9 protein-coding genes are annotated in these 9,740 nt (G+C 53.2%); 1 reads left to right on the forward strand and 8 read right to left on the reverse strand.

Annotated features, from left to right (window positions below):
- The 8 genes from BLQ98_RS17655 to BLQ98_RS17690 all read right to left on the reverse strand — a co-directional run.
- The coding region (locus BLQ98_RS17655) for a transposase (RefSeq protein WP_141135384.1) at window positions 1-273 on the reverse strand (273 nt) is incomplete at its 3' end.
- Window positions 274-753: 480 nt separating this feature from the next.
- Window positions 754-2,532: an ABC transporter ATP-binding protein gene (locus BLQ98_RS17660; protein ID WP_093734502.1), complete on the reverse strand. Its 1,779-nt coding sequence runs from the start codon at window positions 2,530-2,532 to the stop codon at window positions 754-756.
- Entirely contained in the window at window positions 2,529-3,476 is a 948-nt protein-coding gene (locus BLQ98_RS17665; RefSeq protein WP_093734503.1) for an acetamidase/formamidase family protein, read from the reverse strand. Before BLQ98_RS17665 ends, BLQ98_RS17660 begins: the two co-directional genes overlap by 4 nt.
- Entirely contained in the window at window positions 3,466-5,106 is a 1,641-nt protein-coding gene (locus BLQ98_RS17670; protein WP_093734504.1) for an ABC transporter substrate-binding protein, read from the reverse strand. The genes BLQ98_RS17665 and BLQ98_RS17670 overlap by 11 nt, the downstream gene beginning before the upstream one ends.
- Before the next feature lie 29 nt (window positions 5,107-5,135).
- A complete protein-coding gene (locus BLQ98_RS17675) occupies window positions 5,136-6,056 on the reverse strand; it encodes an ABC transporter permease (protein ID WP_093734505.1) in 921 nt (306 codons plus the stop codon).
- Window positions 6,056-6,940, reverse strand: coding sequence for an ABC transporter permease (locus tag BLQ98_RS17680; RefSeq protein ID WP_093734506.1), 885 nt, complete (start codon window positions 6,938-6,940; stop codon window positions 6,056-6,058). The genes BLQ98_RS17675 and BLQ98_RS17680 overlap by 1 nt, the downstream gene beginning before the upstream one ends.
- On the reverse strand, window positions 6,927-7,526 hold the full coding sequence (locus BLQ98_RS17685; protein WP_093734507.1) for an ANTAR domain-containing response regulator: 600 nt from the start codon (window positions 7,524-7,526) through the stop codon (window positions 6,927-6,929). The genes BLQ98_RS17680 and BLQ98_RS17685 overlap by 14 nt, the downstream gene beginning before the upstream one ends.
- Complete coding sequence (locus BLQ98_RS17690) at window positions 7,523-8,602, reverse strand: transporter substrate-binding protein (RefSeq protein WP_167354579.1); 1,080 nt, start codon at window positions 8,600-8,602, stop codon at window positions 7,523-7,525. Before BLQ98_RS17690 ends, BLQ98_RS17685 begins: the two co-directional genes overlap by 4 nt.
- 406 nt (window positions 8,603-9,008) lie before the next feature.
- Between BLQ98_RS17690 and BLQ98_RS17695 the strand changes: the two genes are divergently transcribed.
- Window positions 9,009-9,653 carry a hypothetical protein gene (locus tag BLQ98_RS17695; RefSeq protein WP_141135385.1) on the forward strand — a complete coding sequence of 215 codons (645 nt, stop codon included), beginning with the start codon at window positions 9,009-9,011 and terminating at the stop codon, window positions 9,651-9,653.
- The last annotated feature ends 87 nt before the right edge of the window (window positions 9,654-9,740 follow it).

A 9,740-nucleotide genomic window follows, 5' to 3' on the forward strand; every position in this document is an offset into this window, starting at 1 on the left:
CACGTCCGGCAAAGCAGCAGCGGGTTCCTCAATCGCAACCGGAACAAAAGACACGCCGTCCAGGTTCGGCAAGACCAACTTGCCATCCCGGGCCATCCGACGCCATTCAGACAAATGATTGGGGCGCATCCCATATCGCCGCGCAACGGCGTTCACTGTCGCCCCATCAACAAGGGTCTCGGCCACGATCCGGGCCTTAACTTCTTCAGGCCAACGGCGGCACCTCCGACGGCTACCGCCCGCATCCGTGAGAACCTCAATCGTACAATCCATGGAGAAACTCCCTCAAATCCATGAAGCACGGACTCGCAGAATACACGCGTCATCGGAAGGTGGGGTCTAAACAGCGGTTACGAACTGTTGGACAATGAATGTCGTGCGCTGGGCAAGTTTTGCTCGTCACTCAAAGCATCGCTCGACCTAAAATCAGCCATCGAAATGATCAGCGAGCTGCGTCTTTAATAACGTTGCGGGGCAGCAGGATATCCTGCTGCCCAGGATGCTACGGGGCCACAATTCCGGCGTCATTAAAGATGTTGCTGGCGTGAACAATGGGTGACACGATTTATTAAACATCACAGTGCCACACGCCGGCCTGAACTCCCTCAGTGACAATCTTAACCTTTTATATTTGTATGTTGTACTATTGGTGCTGGCCATTAAAGCAGCTTCCGGTCGAGCAGTGACACCAGTCGACAAAGGACCGCGCGTTGCGACAGATACCGTTTATTGCTCAACCCGCGCGAAATTAGGCTAAACCGCGACCAAATGCCCGTCTCCCATGGCTCTATACTTAAGAATCTGTGGAGATTGGCCAATCGGCATTACCGGGCTTTTGAGCTCGGTTCCCAACACTTCGCTGACCGGAAGCTGGCGTTCCGGGTCCGGAAATGGTGCGGCCGCAATCAGACGTCGCGTGTATTGATGCTGAGGATTTCCGAATACCTGAGCGCTGGTACCGATCTCGACAATTTGCCCCAAATACATAACTGCCACGCGATCAGCAATGTTCTCAACTACTGCCATATCATGCGAGATAAACAGATAGGACATGCCCAACTCAGACTTGAGCTCCTGTAAAAGGTCCAACACCGTTGCCTGAACTGAAACGTCAAGAGCCGAGACGCTTTCGTCGGCAACGATAAGCTTAGGATTCAACGCTAATGCCCGCGCAATACAAATACGCTGACGTTGTCCGCCTGAGAATTCATGGGGGTAGCGATCGAGAGCTTCGGGGCCGAGACCGACGCGCTTAAACAGCTCGGCTGCACGATCTGTTCGGCTTTGAGGTGTCCCGATCTCATGAATGACCATCGGCTCTCTGACCAGATCTCCCACGGTCATGCGACCGTTAAGTGCTGCCATAGGATCTTGGAATACCATCTGCATCGCGCGCGTATTGGTGCGCTGCGAGGAGCGGTCGCGCAAGATGGGCTTGCCGGAAAACTTGACGACCCCCTCGTGTGGGACAAGTCCAGTCAAAGCTCGTGCAATAGTCGACTTGCCACATCCGCTTTCACCTACGACGGCAAAAGTCTCCCCGGGAAAGATATCAAAGTTTACTTTTTCTACGGCGTGGACGCGCGCTTGGACACGATCCAGAATTCCCCCGCGAATATCATAGGTGACCTTGAGGTCTCTCACGGAAAGCAAGGGCTGTACCGTGGTATCAACGGTGTTGACGCGTCCCTTCCCCATGCGTGGAACACTGGAAAGCAGTTGCTGAGTATAAGGCATTTTGGGATCGCGAAATAGCGTGCGCACCGCGGCCTCCTCAACCAACTGACCCTTTTGCATCACCAAAACTCGGTCCGCCATCTCGGCGACAACGCCCATATCGTGGGTGATAAGAATTAACGCCATACCCATTTCTGAGGTGAGTACGCGCAGCAGGTCCAAAACCTCGCGCTGCACGGTAACATCCAGCGCAGTTGTCGGCTCGTCTGCAATCATCACATCTGGGCGAAGTGCAATGGCCATAGCAATAACGACACGTTGGCGCATACCGCCAGATAGTTCATGCGGATATTGTTTCATCCTGCGCTCTGGTTCGGTCAGCCGCACGGCCTTGATCGCTTCTAAGGCGCGAAGACGTGCAGCCCGTCCCGACATGGGCTCGTGCGCGCGAATAGCCTCGGTTAGTTGATCACCGATACGCATCACTGGGTTCAGCGCAGTCATGGGTTCTTGAAAAATCATAGCGATACGATCGCCACGCAGGCGCTGCAACTTATGCTCGGGCAAAGTAGTGAGGTCGGCACCGTCGAACACTATTTTGCCACCCGAAACGTGGACAGCAGGTGGAGGCAGCAAACCCATTATAGCTAAGGAGGTGAGCGACTTTCCCGAACCGCTTTCACCTGCGATGGCAAGCGTCTCGCCTGGTTTGAGATCGAAGCTGAGGCCCCGTACAAGCGGTTGTATACCTGCATCGCTGCGTACCGAGATATCAAGGTTCCGTACTGACAAAACCGGGGTGCAGGCATCGGCAGCCACAGAGGCCGCCGATGAAATTTGTGCTGGTACCGTCATTCGAACACGCAGCGCGGAAAGTAGAAGGACACAATCCAGTTTGGCATATCGACAATCTCCGAAATACGCAGATCGCCACATGTAGATACCAGCATATAGGCATCTTCAGCTGATAGACCTCGCGTTTTGCATAACAAATCGACCATCTGGCTTACCGCTTCTTTTGCGCCGGTCATCAGGTCTGGGCCAATACCCGTGGTGACCTCATACCCCTTGGAATCCAGGTGGTTGGTAACAGGACCCGGTGTTGTAAAACGCGGCATTTTGAGATTTGCGTCTTTTATCAGGTCGAGCGTTACTGTGGCATTCATAGGGCTCTCAATCGCAGTACCGCAGACTTCGCCATCGCCTTGTGCCGCATGGGTATCACCGATGGAGAACAGTGCTCCAGCGACTTCGACAGGCAGGTACAACGTCGTTCCCGCAGCCAAGTCCCTGATATCAAGGTTGCCACCGACACGGCGAGGCGGGACGACTGTATGCAACCCTGGTTCCGCGAGAGCGCAACCAATGGTACCAGCGAAAGGCTTAAGTGGTACGCGCCCGTTTTTACCAAACAGAGCTGGCTCCAGCGTATCTGGATCATACTTCCAGATTGTTAGCGCCGGATCCTCAAACTGATCTGCCAGCAAGCCGAAACCGGGTATATTTGCGGTCCAACCGAAGCCAGAAGGTTGAAACCCTTCGATGGTGATTTTCAGCGCGTCACCGGGCTCTGCCCCGTCCACGTAGACGGGACCCGTCACCGGGTTGATCTTGCCAAAATCCATAGCCGCGACATCGGCAACGGTACTGTCCGCATTCAGTTGACCCGCTGAGCTGTCGTGGCATTCGAATTCGATTGTTTCACCAGGTGCCACTGTGATGGCTGGGACAAACGAGTTGTCCCAGCCAAAGTGGTGGCTCGCGCCGTGAATAGTATAGTCAGGACATTTATTGCACATCGTTTACATACACATAGTCATAGTTAACAGGGATAGAGACTGGATCGACGTAGAGTTTGTCATCGCCGCCCATACGCTCGGATTTCATGGTGTATCGCTGCTCGTTAAACACGGGCACCCAAGGCGCGTCTTCCATGACTGCCATATAGACATCGGACCACATTTTCAGACGCTCATCGACCATAGCCGGATCTGTCATGCTGTCGGCTTTAACTGCCATCGCATCTGCATCCGCATTACAGTACCATGACCAATTCCAACCGCCCTGCACAGCCCCGTCGCAGCCCAGGATTGGACCATAGAAGTTTGACGCATCTGGAAAATCCGCGATCCACGCCATACCACCTGACCATATCATAGGTGCTTGATCGGCTTCACCGCCAGCGGCAATAACGCTGGCTTGCGCGAGGGACTGAATAGTTGCTTTCACACCGATTTTCGAGAGGTCCTGCTGGATCGCTTGAGCGATGCGCGGGTTCGGGTCGGTATTCATGACAAACAGTTCTGTCTCGAAACCATCAGAGAACCCAGCTTCGGCCAAGAGTGCTTTTGCAGCTTCGGGATCGTAGGGATAACCTTCATACCCTTCTGTGTATCCGGGCATCGAAGGTGGAAGCGGTTGTGTTGCTGGAACCGCACGCCCGTTGATGACTTGGGTAATGCGCTCTTTGTTGATCGCCATATTGACGGCTTTGCGCACGTCGACATTGTCAAAAGGCGCCATCTTAACGTTGAGGGTAATATAGCCGGTGTGAAGCTGCCCGCCCTCGATTACGCGCGCTGCTTGTTCGGGATCACCCATGACCTCTTGGAATTTCGCTGGTGGAATACCGTCCCCAGGTACGTCGACTTCGCCATTTTGAAGACGTAGCAATGCGACAATCGGCTCCTGGCCCACCTCGAAAGTGACGCTATCCAGATAGGGCAGTCCTTCGCGCCAGTAATCCTGATTTTTTTCGAAAACCAACTTCTGACCGATCGTCCAGTCTGCCAATTTAAATGCACCTGTACCCATCGCTGTTTTGCCAAAATCGGCACCCGCGGCTTCGACCGCTTCCTTGGCCACTACAGAAGCGAAATTCAGCCCCATAACGTGCAGAAACGTCGCATCCGGCCGTGACAGAGTGATCTCTACTGTTTGCTCGTCCAACACCTTAACGCCAGACAGTTCAGTTACTTCGCCCGAGGACACAGCGTCATATCCTTCGATCGATCCAAAGAAGCCCGCGCCAGGGCTTTGGGTCGCCGGATTAGTTACGCGATCGAGCGAGTATTTCACGTCATCAGCCGTCATCACGCGACCGTTGTGGAACTTCACTCCTTCGCGAAGTTTGAAAGTGAAAACCTTGCCATCTTCCGAGATGTCATAGCTTTCGGCAAGTCCGGGGCGCAGTTCGGTTGTGCCCGGTTCATAATCCATAAGCCCATCATACAGAGACTTGATCATAGACCAGTTCTGCCAGTCATACCCGATAGCAGGGTCCAAGGTGGCCACGTCGTCCTTATAGGTCACCGTGATGTTGCCACCAGATTTAGCGTTCGGATCAAGATCGGAATGAGCATCGGCAGCTGCTATCTGGGGCAGAGCAATGGCTGCAACCAGTGCCGAGGTTGTGAGTAGTTTTTTCATTGTAAGTTACTCCTGTTGGGTAGGTTTTATTAGCGGACCTTGATCCGCGGGTCGGCGAACAGGGACGCAATATCTGCGACCAGATTGCCAATAACGATGGCGCAAGCTGATACCAGCGTGACGCCCATGATGATTGGTATGTCCACGCGCTGGATCGCCTGCCATGCAAGCTGTCCGATGCCCGGCCATCCGAAAACAGATTCAACGACAACGATACCGCCCATAAAGATGCCGACGTCGATCCCGATCATCGCGATGATCGGCAGAACGGCATTTGGCAAAGCGTGACGCATCAAAACCCGTATACGGCTCAACCCTTTAGCGCGTGCTGTACGAATAAAATCCTGTCGTAGTACATCAATCATCGAAGATCGCATCATGCGGCTGTACCAGCCCGAGCCAAGGATCCCTAAGGTGATCGATGGCAAAACCAGATGTGCAAATGTGCCGTAGCCACCGATGGGGAACCAATGCAACTGGACCGCAAATACATAAAGCATCAGTAGGCCAACAACGAACTGCGGTGCAGATACGCCGATAAAGCTCGCCATCATTAAGGTGTTATCGGTAGCCGTCCCTCGTCGCAGAGCCGCGACGACTCCCATGGTGATACCCAAGATCAGTTCACAAACGATGGCTCCCAACATCAGAAGGAGCGACGCAGGCAACCGAGCTGCTATAAGCGTACTGACTTCGGTCTTTTGCAAATAAGACCGTCCCAGATCACCCTGAAGTAGATTGCCCAGATACCGCGCGTATTGGATGATAAACGGCTGATCTAAACCAAGTTGAGCCCGAATGTTGGCGACAGTTTCCGGTGTCGCTGAACGACCGGCAATCTGACGCACTGGATCTGCAGGAAAGAGGTACAAAAGTGCGAAGGTGATGAAAGAGACGCCCAGCAGTATAAGGCAGGACTGGATAAGACGCTTGGTGATAAAGGCCAACATTATGCGCGCCCCCGTTGTGTAGGGTCCAGCACATCACGCAGCGCGTCACCCACAAGATTGAAGGCCAAGGCTAAAGTAACGATTGCCACGCCGGGGAAAAACACAAGCCAGGGAGCCGCTTGAAAGTATGTTTGGTTCTCGAAGATGATATTGCCCCAGCTCGGTGTGGGAGGCTGGACCCCTACCCCAAGAAAGCTAAGCGTCGCCTCAAGCAGCACCGTGGTCGAGATGCCCAGTGTACCCCAGACAATTATTGTAGGTGTAAGGTGTGGCAGAATGTGCTTGAATAAGATGCGAACATTTCCTGCGCCTAAAGTACGCTCTGCAGCTATAAACTCACGCTGCGACAGGCTTGCAGTCTCGGCATAAAGCACCCGTGCGGTTTGTACCCAGTTCACTGTGGCAATAACCATAGCAACGATCCACAATGACGGTTGGAATATCGCCGCGAGGCAAATTGCCAGCAAAAGCGCAGGGAACGCCATCATGAGGTCGGTGAACCTCATGAGGATGTTGCCCCAAATTCCCCCGAAATAGCCCGCAGTGACACCGATAAAAGTTCCGATAATCAGGGCGACTCCATTCGCCAAAACACCAATAATTAGCGAGGTGCGTGCGCCGTATAAGATGCGCGTCAACAAATCCCGACCAAGCAGATCGGTTCCCAGTGCAAACTGCGCCCCAGGTGCCATCGGTGCGCCTTGCATCGTGAGACCATCAAACATCTGATCGTTTGGCTCATATGGAGTGAGGTACGGTGCGAACAGAGCACCAAAGATGGTCAAAGCAATTAATGCCATGCCAAACAGAGCAAGCTTACGCTTCTTCAATCGCTGCCAAACCGTAGGTGGCAAAAGTGCAGGTGTCGCCTCAGCAAATGCCACGGTTAGCTCCTGTCGTCTCCGAATGCTTAACGATCTGCACCGCTGCGTCCTCCATTGTCATTTTCCATGCCATCGCGAGTTGGCGCAGGTCGTCGTATGCGGTCTCTTCAGAGCCCGTTTTTTTCGCTAATAGGCTTACGGCTTGAACAATCGTCTGCCGCGCTGACACGCGATCCCGCAGGGCACCAATTTCAGCCAACAATGCCTTTCGTCTTTCGAACGATTGCCGCGCCATTAAAAGAGACGCAAAAACGCCACTCGCAGCCAGCGGCTTGACCAGCAATGCATCGGCCCCTGTCTTGGATGCCCATTCGATCCGCCCCGGCGCTTCAGATCCGACGAGTGCAATCATGGGCATAGGCGACTGCCCCGACGCCCAGGGAAATTGAGCATCATGGCCTGCGTCCGTGTCGTAAAGAATGAAATCGGCTGTGATCGCGGAAGCAGGCAGCTTTGGCCAAGCGGTTTCCGCCTCAAGACCGATGGCCCGCAATTGACGCAGCAATATTTGTAGACGGTCATGCGCTGGGTGCAAAACAATTGCACGAGCCCCTTCTAACCCCGCAATATCAATTTGTGTGCTCATGCTTGCACGACCTTCAGCATCGGATCGCTAAACTTAGGGTGTCTCGATGGTCGGGTGAGATACGGGTCGGGTGCAATATCCGACCAACTGTGCAGAATTTTAAAAGCGCTGTTTCGAACCTGCGCGATATGCACATCGAGCGACTTATGTTGTGTCGCGGGATCAATTCCGTAGCGGGCTCCATGTTGCGCCAAATAGCTGTCGAACGGTCCACTTGCACCGTGCGCAAGAGCTTCAGCCAAAGTCAGCACAGACTGAAAAGCAGTACGCTCTAAGGAAGAGCCCTCCCCGTTAGATGTGGGGTTCTTACGGAATGATGGACCGACCGAAATCAATCCCTCTGCTGCGTCGCCGAGTACAGGAAGTTCAGCTTCTGTTAGATTACACGATAGCAACGGGCAGTTGTCAGATGCGAAATATGGGTCACGTTGCCCCAGTTCAGCATAGGCTTTGATGAAAGCGTATGAGGAGGCGCCTACAAGTGAGTTCAAGATGAATTTCGGGCGACTTTTTTCGATATCCTCGATCAAGCTTTCTACGGATGTATCGCCAAGCGGCAGGTAACGTTCGCCCAATACAGAACCGTCCGCAGCTTCAAGCCGCGTGCGCATTACTCTGCACGTTTCCCACCCCCAAATGTAATTGGATCCAACAAGGTAGACCGACATTCCGAAGTGACGCGTTGCCCAGCCAAGCAGCGGCAGAATGTTCTGGTTAGTAGCAGCATGGGAGTAGACAACACGTGCTGACGTCTCGAACCCCTCATAGGGCACGTTGTACCATAGGGTTGCCTGTGCGCGATCGAGCTCAGGAATAACTTCTTTGCGGCTTGAGGAAGTGACGCAGCCAACCACATGCTTCGCATTAGAACTGGATAGGATTTCCGCGCACATTGGGGCGTAGTTGGTCAGTTCCCCTGCTGGGTCCCGGACGATAGGGTTAAAAGAAACCGGCAAATCATGGTTGGCGTTAACACTTTCAATCGCCGACATTGCGCCGGTGAACAACGCCTCAGACAACAGCTGATACGTGCCTGAACGTGAGTACAATACACCGAGATCGAATGTCTTAGACATGGTTTCCCCATAAAAAAAGCCCCGACACAGCAACCCTTAGTTGCTTCTGTCGAGGCCCGAATGCCCTTGCCTGGTTATTGCCCAAGCATGATCTGACTTAAGATCACCTAATTTAAATGCCCCAGAGTCGGGTCTGGCGCAATTTATTTTCGAAAATATGTGACAAAAAGTCTGGCGAACCTGATTGCTTGCCTAAAATTTGTGCTCAAGTTTACTGCCACGCGTATCTCGGTAGGCCAGATAACGTAAGTCGCGCAAAAAACCCTGCAGTGCGCACAAACGGCGACCCCGATTTACCTGGCAACATAAGCGGCTCAAACCCTGTCCCATTGACAATGCGACGTGACCGGAAGGACTGTATTAAAGCGGCTTTGGGAGAAACCGCACTCATGGGGGGAGAGAAGCATTGCTTGAAGGTGAACCACCTACGCAGATATTGCCGATTCCGATACGGGAAGATGGTAGGCAGCATACTGGCGCAGCGATCAATACAGTATTGGGCAAAAAGTACGAAGACGCGGGGAGCCTCTTGCTCGCTTCATCAAAAGGCTTGGGCTGGGGAGGTACCGTCAATGCAGAGCTACGGCGCCATAATTCGTTGAGCGGAGCGTCCTTCATCCAGCCTATCAACGAAGTAGCCATTGCCTTAGCTGGCAGTGCCGAAATCAGGCGCCGTGCGGATGGCGCTGAACAGCGATTTGAGTCTCGAGCCGGTGTATCCTGCATTTGCCCAAAAGGTGTATCAGTTCGCTACCTCAATATTGATGGAGATAGCCTGGATATGCTTCATCTCTATTTATCTAAGGACGCATCTGGCGGTCTAAACGATCGAGATACGAATGCCGAAGACGCAGGGCTTGTTTACACTGGAGGCATATTCGATCCGCTAATTCATCAGATCGGGTTGGCGATTGCTGAGGAGTTGCAGGCAAGTACAAAAAGCAACCGGATCGTATTCGATACATTGAGTTTAGCGCTTTCGGCTCGGATATTGCAGCGGCACACCCGAGCCGACGAATTGGGGAGAGTGTCCGATCTTCTGTGTGTCTGACGTCAGCACCCTTGGGACAGATTTGAGGATTTGAATAAGGGAGGATTTCTGGTTCATCTTATCGATTAGGAGATCGAGATGACGAAG

The sequence above is a fragment of the Sulfitobacter litoralis genome, from assembly GCF_900103185.1.
Lineage (GTDB): Bacteria > Pseudomonadota > Alphaproteobacteria > Rhodobacterales > Rhodobacteraceae > Sulfitobacter > Sulfitobacter litoralis.